Genomic DNA, 17581 nt, shown 5'->3' with positions numbered 1-17581 from the left:
CGCGCGCCCACCCGGCAATAACGCCGATCTCTTGATGCGCAGGGGGCGAGTACGCTCGCGCGCCCCAGAAGGCTGTTGCGATGACAGCCTGAGCCCCCCGCACGGAACCCTGGCATGCGCTCCCCCTTGTTCTTGCTCGGCAGCGGCTGGCGCACGCTGCTTTTCAGCGCGGTGCTGGCCGCTTTCAGTGCCACCAACGCCACGCCGGCAGTCACCGCCTCGCCCCCACTGGAATCAGGCACTCCCCTGCTGCGCAGCTTCCGGCCCAGCGACTACGGGGCAGACGGGCAGAACTGGGCCTTGGCCCAGGGCGCCGACGGCACGCTGTACGTGGGCAACAACCGTGGCGTGTTGCACTTTGACGGCCAGCGCTGGCGCCTGACGCCGGTCACCAATCAGTCAGCGGTGCGCTCCTTGGCGGTCGATGCCAAAGGCCGGGTGTACGTGGGAGCGGTGGGAGAGATCGGATACCTGGCACCCTCGCCGGATGGCCAGCAACGCTATGTCTCTCTGATGGATCAGTTGCCGCCCGAGGGGCGCGGTTTCACAGATGTCTGGCACACGGTGGTGACGGGCGATGGTGTGGTGTTCTCCAGCCCCCAGCGGCTTTTGCTGTGGCGCGATGGCCGCTTCAGCCACTGGGCGCCGGCAAAGCACTTTGGCGTGGCCCAAGGCGGAGCACAAGGGCTCTTTGTCGTCGAGGCAGGACGCGGCTTGTTGCAACTGCGCGAAGGTCGCCTGGTTGCGCTGCCAGGCTGCGAGGCCTTTGATCAGGTAATGCCCACCGGCCTGCTGTCTTTGCCCGGCGGCAGTGCGAAGGAACCGGCCCTGCTGATCTACAGCCGAGATCGTGGCTTCGTCCGCTACGAGCAAGGCCGTCTCACGCCTTGGCCCACCGAGGTGGATGCTGGATTGCTGGCGGAGGGCGTTCAGGAGAAAGGCCTATTGCGCCTGGCCGATGGTCGTGTGGTGGTGGGCACGCAAAAGGGTGGCGTGTACCTTCTGGATCCGGGTGGCCGCCTGCTTGCCCGCTGGAGCAGGCCCGAAGGTTTGGACGACAGAAGCGTGGCCGCCAGCCTGCAGGACCGCGATGGCGGGTTGTGGCTGGCCCTGGGCAATGGCCTGGCGCGTTTGGCCCTGACAGCACCCCTGAGCCGACTGGACGCCCGCCATGGCGTGGATCACGCTGTCAGCGCGCTTCACCGCCACTTGGGTCAGGTGCAACTCGGCACCACGCAAGGGGCCTTTGGCCTCCTGCCCGGCGCGCAACCGCGCCTGCTGCCGCTGCCGCAGCTCGAAAATCAAACCTGGGCCCTGCTCACAGCGAATCAGAGCCTGCTGGCCGCCGGCGTGTACGGCGTGCATGCCCTGGACGGCGACCGCCGAACCCCTGTCCTCGATGCCTACAACGCCCAAGCCCTGCTCGCCTCGCGCCAGCACCCCGGCTGGGTGGTGGTCGGTCTGGGGGACGGCCTGGCCCTGCTGCACTTTGATGGCCAGCGCTGGCGCGAGGCCGGGCGGGTGCCGGGCTTGAAGGACTCGGTGCGCACGCTGGTCGAGGACGGCGAGGGCCGACTCTGGGCGGGCACCTACAACAGCGGCATCCTGCGCGTGGACCTGAGCGGCCTGGGCCGCGACGGCGCGCTGGGCGAGCTGCCGTTCACCCGCTTTGGCACCGAACACGGGCTGCCCAGCCTCAACTTCAACCTGAGCTTCGCGGTGGGCGGCCAGCCCGCCTTTGCCACCAGCGCCGGCATCTACCGCTTCGAGGCCGCGGCGGCCGGCGGCGGCCGCTTCGCGCCCGACCCGCGCTACGCCCAGCTCTTCCCGCAGCCCCGCACCGTGTACGTGTTGCACGAGGACCCGGCCAATGGCCTGTGGGCCTACACCGAAGACCCGGCGACGGGCCTCAAGGAAACCGGGCTGATCCGCCCCGATGGCAAGGGCAGTTACCGCTGGGACGCGCGCATGCTGCGGCCGCTGACCGGGCAGGAAACCTTCAGCATTTACGCCGATGGCGACGGCGTGGCCTGGTTCGGCATGGGCGATGGTGTGTTCCGCTACGACGGCCGGCTGGACAAGGCCGAACCCAAGCCCTTCAACACCCTGCTGAGCCGTGTGAGCGGCGCCAAGGGCCGCCTGCACTTTGGCGGCCAGGGCACGCCCGCCGCGCTGCAGCTGCCCTACGCCGAAAACGCCCTGCGCTTTGAGTACGGCGCGCCCAGCTTTGATGGCGACGGCGCCCTGCGCTACCAAGTGATGCTGGAGGGCAGCGACAAGGGCTGGTCCGACTGGAGCGCCGAGAGCTACAAGGACTACAACAACCTGCTCGAAGGCCGCTACGTGTTCCGCGTGCGTGCCAAGAATCTGTACGACACGGTGGGTGGCGAGGCGCGCTACGCCTTTGTGGTGCAGCCCCCCTGGTACCGCAGCCCCTGGGCCTACCTGGGCTATGCGCTGCTGCTGGCCGCGCTGGGCTGGGCCCTGCTGCGCTGGCGCCTGCAGCGCCTGCTGGCGCAGAAGGCCGCGCTGGAGGCCACGGTGGCCGAGCGCACCGAGGAACTGCGCAGCGCCAACGAGCGCCTGGTGGCGCTGGACCAATTCAAGCGCGGAATGATGGGCATGATCGTCCACGACCTGAAGCACCCGCTGGGCGCCATCCTCAGCACGCTGGACTCGCCCTCGCTGCTCTCACGCCTGGCGCAGCTGAAGCAGTCCTCGCGCCAGATGCTGACGATGGTGCTCAACATCCTGGACGTGCAGAAGTTCGAGGACACCCGGGTGGTGCTGGACACGCAGGCCCTGCCCCTGGCCCCGCTGGCGGCCCAGGCGGTGGAGCAGGTGCGCTTTCTGGTGGAGCGCAAGAACCTCACGCTGGAACTGGCCGTGCCCGCGGGCTTGAGCGTGCGCGGCGACGCCGAAATGCTGGAACGCGTGCTCGTCAATCTGCTGACCAATGCGGTGAAGTACAGCCCGGCCAATGGCCGCATCCTGATCCGCGCCGTGGTCGAGGGCGCGGATCAGGTGCGCGTGCAGGTGCAGGACCACGGCGAGGGCATCCCCGCCGACCGCCTGGACGCCGTGTTTGCCCAGTTCGGCCAGCACCAGGCCCGCGATTCCGGCGCCGTGCGCTCCACCGGCCTGGGCCTGACCTTCTGCAAGCTGGCGGTGGAAGCCCATGGCGGGCAGATCGGCGTGGAGTCCGAAATCGGCCGCGGCTCGACCTTCTGGTTCACGCTGCCGCTCGTGGCCGCCGAGGCCGCAGCCGGCGCAGCCCTTGAGCCCACGCGCACGCAGGCCAGCCAGACCGACCTTTCCGCGCCCGAACTCGACGCCGGCGAGCGCGAACTGTTGGCACCCATCGTGGCGGCGCTGCGGCCCATTCCGCTGTACCGCTACTCGGACCTGCGCCGCATCCTTGACCGCGAAGACTTCCCCACCAGCCCGCGCATCCAGGCCTGGCGGGCGCGGCTGCAGCAGGCAATCGACACCGAGAACGAGGCGTTGTTCGCGGCCTTGCTGGACGGCTAGTGCCATGCAGCGCCGCATGTGCTCAATCGCAGAGGCGGTGAGCCCGATATTCAGCGTCTAGGGGCCGCACCCCGAGCAGCCAACAGCCGGGAAGCAGCGCGATGAAGTCAGTCCGGGCTGTTGGCTGTTGGCTGTTGGCTGTTGGCTGCTTGGAGTTGCCCCTATGCCAAGCCGAGGAGCACAGAAGAGTAGGCCCGCGCGCGCAGCGCGCCTCGTGCTCTGACTTGGCGCAACTGTCTGAACGGAGTGAGCGAAGCGAACGCAGTGAGCTTTGCGCCTGGGCCCGCTCTTCGAGCACCGCAGGGCACCCCTCGCCGCAGGCGAGGGGCGTAGGCATCGGGGCTTGACCTTTTGGTTCCTTTTGGGTCAAGCCAAAAAGAACTCGGCTGCCGGGCTGAGCGGGCACCGAGCAAGGTCCAAATGGGCCTTGCGACGGCCTGCGAAGGACTCGCGCTTGCAAGCGCGAGTGCGGCCTGCAAGGCCGAGACCCGGCGGGCTCTCATGCGGGGCGCCAACTCCTGTTCAGCAAACCGAAAACCGCGAACTGACTACGCGGCAGGACGGCGACTCCAAACCGTCCTCGCCCCTCAAACAAATCCGCGCACCGGCAGCTCCGCCCCGCGCTGCAGCCAGTTGCGCGGCGAGTAGGCGCTGCTCGCATCCGTCACATGCAAGGTGTAGGCATGGCGTGACTGGGCCGAGCGATTCGCGGCGCTGTAGTGCGGCAGCAGGCCGTGGAACACCACCAGAGTGCCCGCCGCGCATTCCAGCGGCACCGCGCGGCTGCCGTCGGGCCAGGGCGTGGCGTCCAGCTTCTCCATGCCGGCGCCCGCGCCCTGCTTCACAAAGCGCTCGCGCAAGGGGCCGCGGTGCCCGCCCGGCTCGGTCCACAGGCAGCCGTTGTTGAGCGTGGCGTCTTCCAGCGCGAACCAGAAGGTGGTGACCGTGATCGGCGTGGTGTCGAAGAAGCTGGCGTCCTGGTGCCAGCCCACCTCGCCGCCGATGCCGGGCTGCTTGAAGATGTACATCGACTGCCAGATCTGCGGCGCGCTCAGGCCCAGATCCCGCGCCAGCTCGGCCAGGGCCGGGCCGCGCGAGAAGCGCTCGAACACCGGATCCAGGTCGTGCATGGCGTGGCCGATCTTGTTGATCGACAGCGCCTTGGCCTGGCGCAAACGGCCCTCGGCGTCGAAGGCCTCTTCCTCGAAGAAGCAACGGATCTTGTCGGCCGAGCCCATGAAGTAGTCGTCGGTGTGGCGCGACTGCTCGTTGGTGGTGAAGATCGCCCGGCTCTCGCCCGGATCAAAGGCCTCCACGATGGCCTCGGCGCGTTCGCGCAGCGCGGCGATCTCGGCGGCGGTCTTGAAGTTGGGGAGGACGAGGTAGCCGTCTTGTTGGTACTGCTGCTGTTGGGTCTCGGTCAACATGAGGGCGCCTTTGGCAATCGATGGCCGCTAGGGTAGGACCTGCTCGCGGCGCAGGAGGCTAGGCCCTTTCCCCCCGGGTTGTCACCAAGAGGGGCCATTCCCCTGGCGTCGCGGGCGTCGAACGCCAAGCAGGTCGAGGCATGCTGCACAGCCCTGGATCTGCAAACCACAGCCCCCACCACCCGGGGATCCCACGATGCCGCACTACCTCATCTCTTTCCCCGCCAGCGCCATGAACGTCCCCGCCGAAGAACTGGCCGCCGTGGGCGAGGCGGCACGCCAGGTCATTCGCGAAGCCAAGGCGGCCGGCGTGTACCGGTTCGCCGGCGGCATCAACGCGGACGTGGCGCCGCAGTTGGTGGCCGGGGATGGCACGCTCAGCCAGGGCAGCTATCAGCAGACGCAGGAGTTCGACGGCGGCTTCTGCGTTCTGCGCCTGCCCTCGCGCGAAGCGGCCGTGCAGTGGGCGGCCAAGATCGCCAAGGCCTGCCGCTGCGCGCAGGAGCTGCGCGAGTTCTTTGACGACCCCGAGAGCTGACCGAAGGACGCCCGCTTCACTGCGCCTCATGGCACACGGCCTCGATGTTGTGGCCATCCGGATCGAGCACATAGGCACCGTAGTAATGCGCGTGGTACCGCGGCCGCAGGCCCGGCGCGCCGTTGTCTCTGCCGCCGGCGGCCAAGGCGGCCTGATGGAAGGCATCCACCGCGGCGCGCGTGGCCACGCGAAAGGCGATGTGAAGGGGCGGCGTGACGGGCCCGCCCTCGCCGATCCAGAGATCGGACCCGTCCTCATGGCAGAAGCCGGCGCTGCGCGTGCGGCCGCCCTGCTCGGCCGGCAGTTCGACCACGCGCGCATGCCCGGTCGGCGCGAGGGCCTGCGCATAGAAGGCCTTGCTCTTCTCGTAGTCGCTGACGACGAGACTGAGGTGATCAATCATGGAAGCTCCTTTTGCAGCTTGTGGTCTTGGCAGGCCGGCTTGGCCGGGGCGGCACGTGCGCGGCAAGAGCAGAACTTGAGCAGGCCGCGTCGCTCACGCCCGCTTCTCCTTCGCCCGCTGGCTACCCGCCTTGCCAATCGCCTTCCACTTGCTGCGCTGCTCGATGCGATCCAGCGCCGTCATCTCGACGCGCTGGGCGTCGCGCAACAGCTTCTGGTAGTTCTGCAGCCGGTCGGCATCCACGCTGGCGCGCACCACGCAGCCGGGCTCGTTCTCGTGGCGGCAGTCGCGGAAGCGGCATTGCTGGGCCAGGGCCTGCACGTCTTCGAAAGTGGCGGCAAGCTGGTGGGCGTCGGCGTCCGGCCGGAAGGTGCGCAGGCCCGGGGTGTCGATGATGCAGGCGCCCTGCGCGCAGCGGTGCAGCGAGCGCGCGGTGGTGGTGTGGCGGCCGCGGCCGTCGCCGCGACGCACGCCCCCGGTGGCCTGCTCGGCCCCGGCCAGGGTGTTGATCAGCGTGGACTTGCCGGCACCCGAGGAGCCGAGCAGTACGAGGGTCTGGCCCGGGTGCAGCCAGGGGCCGATGGCCGTACAGGCCTCCTGGGACAAGCCGTTCACCGGCAGCACCGGCACGGTGGCGGGCAGGCGGCGGAACATCTCCTGGATGCGCTCTTGCGCGGCCGGCGCGATGTCGAGCTTGGTGAGCACCACCACCGGCGTGACCTCGCAGCTGCGCACCATGGCCAGATAGCGCTCCATGCGGCGGGCATTGAAGTCGGCGTCCAGGCCCATCACCAGCAGGGCCACGTCGACATTGCTGGCCAGCAGCTGGCGCCGTCCGTCGTTGGCGCGGCGGGCGATCTGGGTCACGGGCTCGACGCGCTCCACCGCCCAGGCCTGGGCATGGGCGTCGACCTGCATGCTCACCCAGTCGCCGATGGTCAGCTGGGTGGCTTCGGATTGCAGCTGCTGCAGCAGCCGGGGCAACAGGCGGGCGCTGTGCTCGGCCGTGCCGTCGTGCAGGGTCACGCAGTCGCGCTGCACTTCGATCACGCGGGCCAGGCTCAGGCGGCTGGCGGACGGTTCAAGCCGCGCGGCGCGGCTGGCGATGACGGGGGTAAGGCCGAGCGGGCGCAGGGCTTCGAAAGCGATGTCGATCATGGGGGTTCATTGAGCTCAAGCTTCGTCCGCGCAGGGGCGGACCCACTGCGCACCCGCAGGGGCGCAGAACAGGCGGGGAGGGGAAGCCGGCCGCGGAGCCGCGGCGATCGGTCAATGAACCCGGGCGGGGTGCCGGGTCTTCTTCAGAGGCGCAGGGCGTTCAAAGCACCAAGCTCAGAACGCCAAACGCGGCCGACTTCAGGAGGGCGACACGATCTGCTGCATTCATGGTCATCTCCTTGAAGTGGGTGGTGAAGAAGGAAGGCCGCGAGTGTGCGGCGGGCGCGGCGGTGGGTCAATCGTCATGGCGCCGGCGCGCAACGCGTGCGGCCGTTAGGCTGCGACCCCCACAAGCCATGAGGAGTCAATCCATGTTCAGCCATGTGATGGTCGGAACCAACGACATCGAGCGCGCCAAGCGCTTCTACGACGCGGTGCTGGCCGTGCTGGGCGCCGGCGAGGCGATCCGCGACCAGGCCAAGACCGGCCACCAGCGTCTGTTCTACCGCCACGCCGGCGCCACCTTCTGCGTCAGCGAACCCATCAACGACGAACCCGCCACCGCCGCGAACGGCGGCACCATCGGCTTCAAGTGCGATTCGGCCGAGCAGGTGAAGGCCTTCCACGATGCCGCGGTGGCGAACGGCGGCGTCTCGATCGAAGACCCACCCGGCCCGCGCCAGGGCGGCGCCATCACGCTGGAGCTGGCCTATGTGCGCGACCCGGACGGCAACAAGCTGTGCGCCCTGTTCCGGCCGAAGGTGGCGCGCTGAGCCGCGGCGCGCGCCGGCACGCCCGGCGCGGCCTGGCATGCACTTGGGCCATGCTGGGCGCCCTGAGCGCCCTGGTCCCAGCGGCGCAGGCCACGCCATCGCTGCAGGCCACGCTGCGCGTAGGCGCGGAGACTCGGCTGCTGTTCGGCATGACGGAGGCAATGGAGTCCTTCCCCGGAAGCGCGGCCTTGAACGCCGCGCGCCGGGAAGGGCTTCGTTGTTCGGCCTGGGGAGCGCCGGTGCAGAAGCTGGCCCTTCAAGGCCAACAACTGCTGCTGGTCGGCTTCAGCCGCTGCGGCCCGGATGATTTGGGCCTGAGCGAAGCCTATGGACCGCCCGGCACGCCCCTGCACGCCACATGGATCACAGGCGCCCTGTGGTTTCCGAAGGGGCGCCAGCTTTGCGGCAACCCCTACGCCAACCAGATTTGGGAATGGCATGTGCACTTGGACGTGAAGGCAGGCCGGGTGGAGCGCATGCGCACGCTGGACATGCGCCATGACCCCTTGATCCCGACAGTTGGCGACCGCCACTGGTGCCGCAAGCCTGCGCCGCCCCCAGCCCTTCCGGCAGTGCCGATCCAGGTGACCCCGGGCGAGGTGCCCCTTCGCAAAGCGACCCCTCGCGGGTCCTGAGCCGCGCCTGAGCGACGCTGCACCCGCGTGCCGGGTCAGGCCCTACGCCGCCCCTTCTTGGCGCCCACGGGCGTGCTGCTCACTCCCGGCGTCAGCGCCATCAGCTGATCCAGCTGCACCATCAGCCGCTGCAGGTATTCGGGGGAGAGCTCACGCAGTTGGGCCAGGGCCTGCGGCACCAGCACCTGGGTGTGCAGAGGGCCAAGCTGCGCGTTCGGGGCCTCGGTGGGCGCTGGGGCCGCGTCCAGGCGCTGGGCCAGGCGCAGGCGGGTCCAGTCGCGGCGGTCGAATTCAAACGCCTGCAACTCGGGCGGGCGCGGCGCCAACGCCAGGGCCTGCAAGGGGCTGGGACAGGAGGCCTCGGGCGCCGCCTCTGCGCTCGGCGCGGGCAGGGCCGCCAGCCGCGCGGCCAGCTTGTGCAGCAGCACTTCACGCAAGGCTCCTTGCTGCTGCGCGGCGCGGCGCGTCAGGCCTTGCAGCACGGCCCAGCGGGCCGGTGCGGTGTGGGCGCGCAGGGGGTGGGCCTGCAGCGCGGCCTCCGGATCCTGGTGCAGGGCCTGCGCGTCCATGGCTCAGGGGGCGGAAGCGGCCGAGGCCGCGGCAGCCTCTGCACGCGCGCGGCGCGGCATGGGCGAGAGCTCCACGCGGCGGTTCAGCGCGCGGCCGGCGGCGTCTTCGTTGCTGGCCACCGGCTGCTGCGGGCCGAAGGCGGCAGCGAACACGGAACCGGCGGGCAGGCCCTCGCTCATCAGCGTGCGCGTCACCGTGAGCGCGCGCAGGGCCGAAAGCTCCCAGTTGTCGGCAAAGCGGGCGTTGCCGCCGCGCACGGGCTTGTCGTCAGTGAAGCCGCTGACCATCAGCATCTCGTCGCGCGTGGCCAGGTAGCTGGCCAGGGGCGCGGCCAGGCTGTGCAGCAGGGCACGGCCTTCGGCGTGCAGCTGGTCGGAGCCGGTGGCGAAGAGCACGCTGCCGCTGATGCCGATGCGGCCCTCGTTCAGGCTGATCAGGCCGCTGGCCAGGGGGCCGGCCAGCGCGCGCTCCAGGGCCTCGCGGCGCTGCGCTTCCAGCTGGCGCTGGCGCGTCTCTTCCTCCAGGCGGCTGGCCAAGTCCATCTGCGTCACCAAGGCCAAGGCCAGGATGAGCACGAAGGCGCCGAGCACGCCGACCATCAGGTCGCCAAAGGCGGCCCAGACGCTGGTGTCGGCGTGGTGGCCGAGCTCGTGGTCGAGGTCCATGCCGCTCACGCTGCCGCGAGGGCCGGGGCGCGCTCACGCAGCGCGTCCAGCACCTGCTTCTGCGCCAGGGTGCAGAGCTCGATGAGCTCGCGCGCCTGGGCCACGGTGTAGGCGAGCTGTTCGTCGCTGCGGGTCTGGGCGCGGGTCAGGCCCTCGTCCAGGCGCTCCAGATGCCCCACCAGGCGCTCGCTGCCGCTGTGGAACTGCGCCACGGCAGCACCGAAGCCCTCGCCCAGGCTGCCCATCTCGGCGGCGCTGGCGGCCAGATGCACGCTGGCTTCGCTGAGGCCGCTGCGGGCGCTGTGCAGCTCGGTGGCCAGGCGCTCGCCCAGCTGGGCGAGTTGTTCGCCGCTGCCCTGCACCAGGGCGTCGATGGCGCTGCGCTGCTCGCCCGCAGCCTGCTGCAGCGTGGCCAGCAGCTGGTGCAGGGTCTGCATCAGCTCGGCGCGCTCGTGCAGCGCGGCGTTGTCCTGCGCCAGGCTGCGCGAAAGCTGCTCGCGCAGGGACGCCACCACCTCGGCCGCGGCTCGCGGGGCCTCGGCGGCCTGCTGCAGCAGCGCGGTCACTTCCTGCACGGTGTGGCGGGCCTGGGCCTCGGCCTGGGCCACCACGGCCTGGGCGGTGTGGGCCAGGGCTTGCGACTGTTCGGCCTGCTGGGCAGCGTGCGCGGCGGCAGCCTGCTGCCAGCCCTGCTGCAGGGCGGCGGCCTGGGCGGCCAGGGCCTCGCGCCAGGCGGCCAGGCGCTCGGCGTCGTCTTGCGCCAGGCGCTGCTGCAGGCCGTGCTGGGCCTCGCGCAGATGGGCCAGCAGCTGTTCGCTGCGCTGGCTGAAGTCTTCGGCCAGGCCGCTGGCGCGCGCCTGTTGCTGGGCGGCGCCCTCGTCCAGTGCCTGCTGGGTGTGCTGGGCCACCTGTTGCAGAGTGGCGCCGGCCTGGGCCAGGCTTTCGGCCAGGGCTTCGCGCTGGGTGTGGCTGTGCTGTTCCAGCAGGGTTTGCAGGCGCTCGGTGGTGGCCTGCAGGGCGGCCTGGCTGGCTCGCGCGCCGGCCTCCAGGGCCTGCTGGATCTGGCCGGCGCTGGCTTCCAGCGCCGCCTGGGTGTGCTGCACGCTCTGCTGCTGCGCCTGCTGGCTGGCCTGGCTGTGGGCCTGCAGCGCGTTGCAGCTTTCCTGCACGCTGGCCTGCAGCGCCTGCGCGGCCTGCGTGGCGCTGGCGGCCAGGGCCTGCTGAAGGGCCTGGGCCTGCTGGGCGGCGGCCTCGCCCTGGGCCTGCAGGGCGGCCTGCAGGCGTTCGGCCACGGCCTGGCTGTCGGCGCGCAGGGCCTGGGCGGCCTGGCCGAGCTGCTGTTCGGCCTGCGCGGCCAGGCGGCTGTGCAGCTGCTCGGCGCTGCTGCGCACGGCGCTGGCGGTGTCGGCCAGGGCCTGCTGCAGGGTGCTGGTCTGCGCGGCCTGGGTCTGGGCCTGGCGTTCGGCCTGGGCGATGAGCGCCTGCTCCACGCGCTGGGCCGTGCCTTGCAGGCTGTGATTCAGGGGTTCAAGCTGCTGGCGCAGATCGTTCGCCAGGCCTTGCTGCAGTTGGCCGGCCTGGCTGGCCAGGGCGTCGAGGGTGCTCTGCACGGCGGGGCGCAGGGTGTCGGCGGCTTGCTGGGCGCTGGCGCCCAGGGCCTGTCGCAGGCTGGCGTCCACGGCCTCGGCCAGGGCAGTGAAGCGCTGCGCGGTCTGCTCGTGGAACTGTTGCTGCTGCTGGCTCAGCTGGGTGCTCAGGGCGCCAATGGCGCTCACCAGTTGCGGCAGCGCCTGCGCCTGCTGCTCCAGCGCGGCCTGGGTGGCCTGCTGGCGGGCGGCGGCCGTCCAGGGCTGCAGCGGGCCGGCCAGCGCGGCTTCCAGGCCCTGCGCGGTGGCGGCGCGTTCGCGGCGCGCCAGCGCACTCATCAGGCCCAGCATGGCCGAGCCGGCCACACCGGCCACCGAGCAACCGAAGGCCAGGCCCAGGCCCTGCACCGGGGTGGTGAGGGCGGCGCGCATGGCGGCCAGATCGGCCGTGGCGCGCAGCGCCTGGGCGGTGCCGCCCAGGGTCTGCACCAGGCCGATGAAGGTGCCCAGCATGCCCAGCAGCACCAGCAGCGCGGCCAGGGCCGGGGCCAGCGCGGGGGCTTGCCAGGCGGCCGGCAGGCCTTGCAGGCGCAGGCGCACCGCGGCGCGCACGGGGGCGGGCAGAGCCTGCACCCAGGCCTCGGCGCTGGCGGGGGCAGCCGTCTGCAGCCCGTCCAGCGCCTGCTGGAAGCCGAGGCTGGCACGGCGGTAGGCGCGCAGCTCCCAGGCGCCCAGGGCGTAGAAGGCGGCGATCAGGGCGGTCATGCCCAGGGCCAGCGGGTGGTGCTGGGCCGTGGCCCAGCCGGCCCAGGCCAGGGCCAGGGCGCCGGCCACGAGGGCGGTGTTCGACAGGAAAGCAGTGAAGCGGTTCATCGGGCGGTTCGTCTTCCGGTCGTCAATTCGTGTCTTCTTCGTCGTCGTGCAGGGCTTCGATCAGGCCGAGCACGGGCTGCAGGCGCAGCTCCAGCTCGGCCTGCAGCACGCGCTGCAGTTCGTCCCACAACTGGCCGCGCCAGCCGGGGGCGGGCCAGGCGTGGCGGTCGTCGGGGTCGGGATTGGGGTCGGCCGCACGCAGGCTGATGCCGCGCTGCGCCGTCATCGAGGGCAGGCCCGCCAGCGCCTGCTCCTCGCGCGCCTGCAGCGCGCGCTCGAACACGGCGTCCAGCGCGGCCAAGCGGGCCAGGCGCGGCGTGGTGCTGCTGAGCTGGCTGCGCAGCTGGCCGCGCAGGCCCGTCACGCGGATGGCCAGGCTGCGCTGCTGCGTGCTGTGGTGCAGGCGGTAGGGGGCCACGGCGTCCAGCGCGCCGGCCGGCTTGGGCGCCGCGGTGGCGCGCGCCGGCGGGCGGCGCAGGCTGGGGGCGCTGGCGGGGCCTTCGCGCACCAGCACGGGGTCGGCAAAGCCGGCCTGCAACTCGGCCTGCAGGCGCTGCAGCGCCGTGCGGGCCCAGGCGCGGGTGGCCTGCAGGCGCTGGACGGCATCCGGCGTGGGAGCGGCTGCGGCGCCATTCAGCACCTCGGCAAGGGCCACCGCGTCCAACCAGGAAAGGCTCTGGGCCAGGCGCTCGCTGACCGGCCCCTGGGCCGGCGCCGCCAGCGGCAGGCCCCAGGCCTTGAGCACATGCGGCAGCCCCGGGCCGGCGGTGCTGCTCCAGCCCGGCGCCCCGCTGCTGCTGACCAGCGGATTCACCTGCTGTTGCCTCATCTGCCTGCTGCCCTGCGAAAAAGGGGGCGGATTTTATGGGTGGGGCGGGCCAGCCGTTACGGGCAAACCCGGCCGGGGCGCTCAGGGGGCGCGGGCACCATCTGGGGCATGCCGCCCGCACCGCCTGCCCGCACACTGCTGCTGCCCCGCCGCCGCTGGCTGCTGGGGCTTGCGGCCAGCGGCCTGGCGCCGGCGGCCACGGCCTGCACGCCGATCCGGCTGCCGGTGGCGCCGGGCGGCCTGCTGGTGCGCGAGGAGCAGGGCCAGGCGCAGGGCGTGCCGGTCACCCTGGGCCAGGCCTTGCAGCGGCGCCTGCACTGCCCGGTGAGCACCGAGCTGATGCCGCAGCAGCGCCTGATCAAGGCCTTCTACGAAGACTTCGAGGCGGACGTGCTGATCCCCGGCTTGCCCCAGCCCTTTGGCGACCACAGCCCGCACTTCGTGCCGCTGTTCAAGGTAGCGGCCCATCTGGTGGCCGCTTCGGCGCGGCGCTGGCGCAACCAGGATGTGCCGGCCCTGCTGGACCGGGGCGGGCGCGCGGCCCTGCCGCTGCACGTGACCTACGGGCCGGGCTACAACGCCCTGGCCCAACGCCTGGAAGCGCAGGGCCGTCTGAGCTGGGTGCGCGATGTGGGCACGGCCCTGCGCATGGTGGCCGCACAGCGCGTGGAGTTCACCCTGCTCAGCCCCACCGTGGCCTACGCCAATGTGGGCGCAGCCGGCTACCGCGAGTACCGCTTCCTGCCGCTGACCCAGCTGGAGCCGCTGGAAACGGGCGCGGCGGTGTCGCAACGCTCACTGCCGGCCGACACCCAGGCCCGCGTGGTGGCGGCGCTGCGCGCGATGGCGAAGGAAGGCGATGTGGCCGAGGCCTTCGCCCGCCACTTCCCGCCCGAGGTGCTGGAGATGGAACGGCCCGCCGTGCTGAGCACGCTGCGGCGCTGAGCGCGGCGCAGCCCGCCCGGGCTTGACCCCGCACCGGCCCAGGCCCCGCCCGCGCTGGCACCATCGCCCCATGCGCAAACCCGAACCCCTCCCGCCCCACCTGCAAGCCGCCGTGTTGCACTGCCGCCGCCTGGTGCGCAAGCGCGCCCTGCTGGCCGCAGGGGTGGCGGCGGTGCCGGTGCCGATGCTCGACTGGGCCACCGATGTCGGCATCCTGCTGCGCCTGATCCCGCAGATCAACCTGGCCTTCGGGCTCACGCCCGAGCAGATCGAACACCTGGCGCCCGAGCGCAAGGTGGCGGTGCTGAAGGCGGTCAGCGCGGGCGGCAGCCTGCTGATCGGGCGGCTCATCACGCGCGACCTCATCCTGAAGGCGCTGGCCGCCGTGGGCGTGCGCCTCAGCACCCAGCAGGCCGCCAAGTTCGTGCCGGTGGCGGGGCAGGCGGTGTCGGCGCTGCTCACCTACTCGGCGCTGAAGTGGGTGTGCGAGCAGCACATCCGCCAATGCCTGGCGGTGGCACAGCAGCTGCAGTTGCCGGCGTCTGAACCGGCCCGCTGAGGGCCGGGCGCTCAGCGCCGCACGTTCACCGGCCGCGCCAGCGCGTACTCGCGCTCCGCCAGGCTGGGGCCCAGAAATTCCCGCAGGCTCGGGCCCTGGCGCAGGCGGCGGGTCTTGAAGAGGAAATCCAGCACCTCGTGGAACCAGACGCGGCGGCCCATCTGCGAGTACCAGCGCATGGAGTGGCGCTGCACCGGGTCCGGGTGGAACAGCAGACGCCCCAAGGCCTTGGGGCGAAGCTGCAGGATCAGCTCCATGCTCTTGAACCACAGGAACAGCCGCCAGGGCGGCATGTGGCGGGTGGCCAGCACCTGGTGCTTGTAGTCCCAGCGCCGCGTGTCCGGTTGGATCACCGCGCGGTGCTCGGCCGTCTTGTAGAACGGCGTCCAGCGGTGCGGGGTCACATAGAGCAGCTGGATCTGGTCGGGGTCGTAGCGCAGCAGATGGCGCAGGGAGCGCCACAGGTCGGCATCGCGCTCTTCCTCGAAGCCGACGACGTAGGTCGCCATCGAGAGGATGCCGTGCTGGCGCAGCAGCTGAATCGCCTGCCGGTCCTCGCTCATGCTGGCGCCCTTGGCGATCTGCTGGAGCGTGGCCTCGCTGTAGCTCTCGATGCCGAGCAGGAAGCGGATCACGCCGGCGCGGCGGTACAGGTGCAGGATGTCGGCGTCGCGCACGATGTCGCCCGCCCGCGTGCTGCCCACCAGCAGCACCGGCACGTTCTCGGCGATCAAGGCCTCCAGAAAGGCGCGCCAGAGCTTGCGCGAGCCGGTCGGCAGCTCGTCGGCGAAGTTGATCAGCTCCACGCCCTGCTCGCGGTGCAGGCGGGCGATTTCCTTGGCCAGCTTGACCGGGTCGCGGTGCCGCCATTGCGTCCAGAAGCCGCGCTGCCCGCAGTAGCTGCACAGATGGGGGCAGCCGCGCGAGAACTGCAGCACCACGGCGCGCTTGCCGCCCCAGTAGGTGTAGTCGCGGTGGGCTATCAGCTCCCAGCCGATGCGGTAGTCGTCCAGATTGCGGATCATGGGCGCGGCGGGGGTCTCGATCACGCGCGCTGGATCGCCGGGGTCGCGGAAGGCAATGCCGCGCAGCGGTCGCAGGTCGCCTTGCTCGGCCAAGGCCCGCATCAGGTCCAAGGCAGTCTGCTCGCCCTCGCCCCGCACGATGAAGTCGATGCAAGGGTGCGCGCGCAGGATCTCGTCCCAGTGATAGGTGGGGTGCACCCCGCCATAGACGGTGAGGAGCCGCGGCAGCCGCTGCTTGAGCGCCGTACACAGCGCCACCACGGTGGCATGCGCCGAGCTGGAGCCCGAGTGGCCCAGCATCACCAGCTCCGCACCACGGCGGGCCGTCTCGTCAACGATGGCCTCCAGCCCCAGGTTCAACCGGTCCGCATCGATCAGCTCGACGGCGAAGCCGGCGTCCAGCAGCGGCCCGCCGATGCTGAGCAGGCCCAGCGGCGGCAGGTGGTCGTCGGGGATGCGGCTGCCGATGGCGGTGTGGGGTGGGTTGATCAGGACGATCTTCAAGGCAGGCTCCAGGTGCGGTGCGGCGCAGTGTGGCGAGCCTGCGTGTGCTGGGCATGAAGTCCGTGAAGCCGGTGTCAGGTCAGCGCCCGGGACAATCGGCCGGATGGCCCGTCTCCTCACCATCCCCCAGCCCCACGACACCCCCCTCAGCCCGGCGCAGCGCAAGTTCAACCAGCTGCAAAAGCAGATCGAGGCCACGCGCCAGCAGCTCGATGCCTGGCAGGCCGCCCTGCCCGCCTTTGCCCAGGCCTATGCCAGCCAGGTCCAGCCGCTGCGCAGCCAGGCGCGCGAGCTGCGACGCGAGCTGGCCGAGCGCCTGGATGGCTGGCTGGCCGAGAAGGGTTGGTCAGCCGGCGAGCGTGCGGTGATGCAGGACATCGTCTGCAACCTGGCCCGCGAGGCCCTGGACGACCCCGAGCTGCCGCCCGATCAACGCACCCATTGGCGCGCCCTGCACGACCGCCATGCCGAGCAGGACCTGGCCAGCGCCGAGGCCCAGCGCCTGGAGCTGCTGCGCCGCATGGTCGAGCAGCAGTTCGGCCTGGACCTGGGCGACGAGCACTTCGAGAACGAAGACGCGTTCCGCCAGCATGTGCAGGCCAAGCTGCGCGAGCAGGCGGAACAAGCTGAACAAGACGAACCCGTGAAGCCGGCACCGAAGCGCAAGCCCACGGCCGCGCAGCAGCGCCGCCAGGCCGAGCGCGAGGCCGTGGCGGCGCAGGCCCAGCAGGGCCTGCGCGAAGTCTTCCGCAAGCTGGCCAGCGCCCTGCACCCCGACCGCGCCAGCGATGCCGAGGACGCCACCCGCCGCACCGCGCTGATGCAGCGCGTCAACGCCGCCTATGCCAAGGAGGATCTGCTGGCCCTGCTCGGCCTGCAGTTGGAAATCGAGCAGATCGACGCCGACCACCTCAAGCGCGCCAGCGAGGCGCAGATCCGCCACTTCAACGCCGTGCTGCAGGAGCAGCTGGACGAGCTGCGCGCCGAGCTGCAGGTGCAGGCGCGGCGCTTCTGTGCCGAGTTCGAGCTGCAACCCGACCGCGCGCCCGACCCCAAGCATCTGCGCTTGCATCTGACCGAGGCGCGCAACGCCTGGCAGCGCGAGCTGTTCGATGTCGAACGCGACCTGCAAGCCCTGGTGGCGCGTGACAGCACCAAGCGCTGGGTCAAGCGGCTCAAGGCGGCGGCGCGGATGGGCTGAGGTGCGCCGCCACCGCGCGGCGCACGGCGGCGTTTTCCACCGCCAGCAGCAGATGCCCGCCGCGCTCGAAGGCCAGCAGCTGCGCGCCCGGAATGTGACGGGCGGCGAATTCGGCGTTGTGGAAGCGCTGCAGGCCGTCGTCGCGCGCGTGCAGCGCCAGGGTGGGTGCTGGGATGGCGGCGAGCACGGCGGCGTCGGGCAGCGCGGCCTGGTTGTCGAAACGCGCCCCGGCGGCGCGGGGCGCGGCCGGGTTCATGCCCTGCAGCAGGGCCTCGGCCAAGTGGCGCTGCGCCGGCTGCCCGCCCGCGCGCCCCAAGGCAGCCACCCCCCACAGAAACCCCGAAACCAACCGCCACAAA

At 71.3% G+C, this 17581-nt stretch carries 16 protein-coding genes; 7 read left to right on the top strand and 9 right to left on the bottom strand.

Annotated elements, in window-relative coordinates; translation table 11 throughout:
- The first annotated feature begins 114 nt into the window (after positions 1–114).
- Positions 115–3531: an ATP-binding protein gene (locus tag ACE3QP_RS06645; RefSeq protein WP_374434621.1), complete on the top strand. Its 3417-nt coding sequence runs from the start codon at positions 115–117 to the stop codon at positions 3529–3531.
- Positions 3532–4118: 587 nt separating this feature from the next.
- Here ACE3QP_RS06645 and ACE3QP_RS06640 read toward each other — a convergent pair.
- The gene (locus ACE3QP_RS06640; protein WP_374434620.1) at positions 4119–4958 is read right to left on the bottom strand and encodes a phytanoyl-CoA dioxygenase family protein; all 840 of its coding nucleotides are present in this window, start codon (positions 4956–4958) and stop codon (positions 4119–4121) included.
- Between the two features lie 196 nt (positions 4959–5154).
- Between ACE3QP_RS06640 and ACE3QP_RS06635 the strand changes: the two genes are divergently transcribed.
- Positions 5155–5496, top strand: a complete 342-nt coding sequence (locus ACE3QP_RS06635; protein ID WP_374434618.1) for a YciI family protein — start codon at positions 5155–5157, stop codon at positions 5494–5496.
- Positions 5497–5512: 16 nt separating this feature from the next.
- Here ACE3QP_RS06635 and ACE3QP_RS06630 read toward each other — a convergent pair whose 3' ends face one another.
- Both ACE3QP_RS06630 and rsgA read right to left on the bottom strand, forming a co-directional pair.
- Positions 5513–5899, bottom strand: coding sequence for a VOC family protein (locus ACE3QP_RS06630; protein ID WP_374434616.1), 387 nt, complete (start codon positions 5897–5899; stop codon positions 5513–5515).
- 93 nt (positions 5900–5992) lie between these two features.
- A complete protein-coding gene (gene rsgA, locus ACE3QP_RS06625) occupies positions 5993–7057 on the bottom strand; it encodes a ribosome small subunit-dependent GTPase A (RefSeq protein WP_374434614.1) in 1065 nt (354 codons plus the stop codon).
- A gap of 371 nt (positions 7058–7428) precedes the next feature.
- On the opposite strand from rsgA, the gene ACE3QP_RS06620 reads away from it, so the two are divergent.
- A complete protein-coding gene (locus tag ACE3QP_RS06620; RefSeq protein ID WP_374434709.1) occupies positions 7429–7830 on the top strand; it encodes a VOC family protein in 402 nt (133 codons plus the stop codon).
- Between the two features lie 50 nt (positions 7831–7880).
- Positions 7881–8465, top strand: a complete 585-nt coding sequence (locus ACE3QP_RS06615; protein WP_374434612.1) for a hypothetical protein — start codon at positions 7881–7883, stop codon at positions 8463–8465.
- A gap of 35 nt (positions 8466–8500) precedes the next feature.
- On the opposite strand, the gene ACE3QP_RS06610 is transcribed toward ACE3QP_RS06615, so the two are convergent.
- From ACE3QP_RS06610 to ACE3QP_RS06595, 4 genes are read right to left on the bottom strand one after another with little or no spacing between them, the layout of a single operon-like run.
- Positions 8501–9034 carry a DUF2894 domain-containing protein gene (locus ACE3QP_RS06610; RefSeq protein ID WP_374434610.1) on the bottom strand — a complete coding sequence of 178 codons (534 nt, stop codon included), beginning with the start codon at positions 9032–9034 and terminating at the stop codon, positions 8501–8503.
- A gap of 3 nt (positions 9035–9037) precedes the next feature.
- Positions 9038–9700 carry an OmpA family protein gene (locus ACE3QP_RS06605; RefSeq protein ID WP_374434609.1) on the bottom strand — a complete coding sequence of 221 codons (663 nt, stop codon included), beginning with the start codon at positions 9698–9700 and terminating at the stop codon, positions 9038–9040.
- A gap of 5 nt (positions 9701–9705) precedes the next feature.
- Positions 9706–12159 (bottom strand): hypothetical protein, encoded by a 2454-nt coding sequence (locus ACE3QP_RS06600; RefSeq protein ID WP_374434607.1) that lies wholly within the window; start codon positions 12157–12159, stop codon positions 9706–9708.
- A gap of 22 nt (positions 12160–12181) precedes the next feature.
- Positions 12182–12973, bottom strand: a complete 792-nt coding sequence (locus ACE3QP_RS06595; RefSeq protein ID WP_374434606.1) for a DUF3348 family protein — start codon at positions 12971–12973, stop codon at positions 12182–12184.
- 123 nt (positions 12974–13096) lie between these two features.
- Between ACE3QP_RS06595 and ACE3QP_RS06590 the strand changes: the two genes are divergently transcribed.
- Together ACE3QP_RS06590 and ACE3QP_RS06585 are read left to right on the top strand one after the other, a co-directional pair.
- Entirely contained in the window at positions 13097–13933 is an 837-nt protein-coding gene (locus ACE3QP_RS06590; protein WP_374434604.1) for a hypothetical protein, read from the top strand.
- 112 nt (positions 13934–14045) lie between these two features.
- Positions 14046–14492 (top strand): hypothetical protein, encoded by a 447-nt coding sequence (locus tag ACE3QP_RS06585; RefSeq protein ID WP_374434602.1) that lies wholly within the window; start codon positions 14046–14048, stop codon positions 14490–14492.
- A gap of 11 nt (positions 14493–14503) precedes the next feature.
- Here the strand turns inward: ACE3QP_RS06585 and bchE are convergent, their stop codons facing one another.
- Complete coding sequence (bchE, locus tag ACE3QP_RS06580) at positions 14504–16021, bottom strand: magnesium-protoporphyrin IX monomethyl ester anaerobic oxidative cyclase (protein ID WP_374434600.1); 1518 nt, start codon at positions 16019–16021, stop codon at positions 14504–14506.
- Positions 16022–16124: 103 nt separating this feature from the next.
- Between bchE and ACE3QP_RS06575 the strand changes: the two genes are divergently transcribed.
- Positions 16125–17222, top strand: coding sequence for a hypothetical protein (locus ACE3QP_RS06575; RefSeq protein ID WP_374434599.1), 1098 nt, complete (start codon positions 16125–16127; stop codon positions 17220–17222).
- Here ACE3QP_RS06575 and ACE3QP_RS06570 read toward each other — a convergent pair.
- Positions 17197–17581: alpha/beta fold hydrolase (locus tag ACE3QP_RS06570; protein ID WP_374434597.1), on the bottom strand; the 385-nt coding region annotated here is incomplete at its 5' end. The two genes, ACE3QP_RS06575 and ACE3QP_RS06570, sit on opposite strands and share 26 nt — an antisense overlap.

This window comes from Inhella sp., assembly GCF_041912635.1.
GTDB lineage: Bacteria > Pseudomonadota > Gammaproteobacteria > Burkholderiales > Burkholderiaceae_C > Inhella.
Note: the sequence above shows the minus strand (reverse complement) of the source record. Positions and strands in the feature narration are given on the sequence as shown.